Origin of the sequence: Rhodopseudomonas sp. BR0C11 (assembly GCF_010820945.1) — a bacterium.
GTDB lineage: Bacteria > Pseudomonadota > Alphaproteobacteria > Rhizobiales > Xanthobacteraceae > Rhodopseudomonas > Rhodopseudomonas palustris_H.
Genome location: NZ_QTKI01000855.1, coordinates 1 through 435 on the forward strand (window position 1 = coordinate 1; position 435 = coordinate 435).

Here is a 435-nt window from a genome sequence, read left to right on the forward strand (position 1 = left end):
CAAACAACGCGCCCAGCACCCATGAACTCTTAAGTCGCATCGCAACTGATCTCCTGATGACGATGGGCGAACCACTTGCAACGGGCGCGCCACGACGGACCTGCAGTTTTGCATTGGGGGTCTGCGCGTCTCCGTCGAGGCCGGCGGCGTCGGACTGCCGCTTTGGCTGGCACATGCATTGCATTGACCAGCCTGCCAATTAGTCACTGCAAAGGGACTCTCGTCGAATGCGTAATTTTCGTCGTAACAACCGTCGCGCTGCGCTGCTCGCTCTGTCGATGGCAAGCGTCTTCATGGTGCCGTCGCTGGCGTCCGCCGAGTCCGTGCTGCGCATCGGCATGACGGCCGCGGACATTCCGCGCACGCTCGGTCAGCCCGATCAGGGCTTCGAAGGTAATCGTTTCACCGGGCTGACAATGTACGACGCCCTGACGA

1 pseudogene is annotated in these 435 nt (G+C 61.1%); it reads left to right on the plus strand.

What is annotated here, in order from left to right:
- Positions 1–227: 227 nt before the first annotated feature.
- Positions 228–435: pseudogene (locus DYI24_RS27790) on the plus strand (ABC transporter substrate-binding protein); the annotation flags it as partial.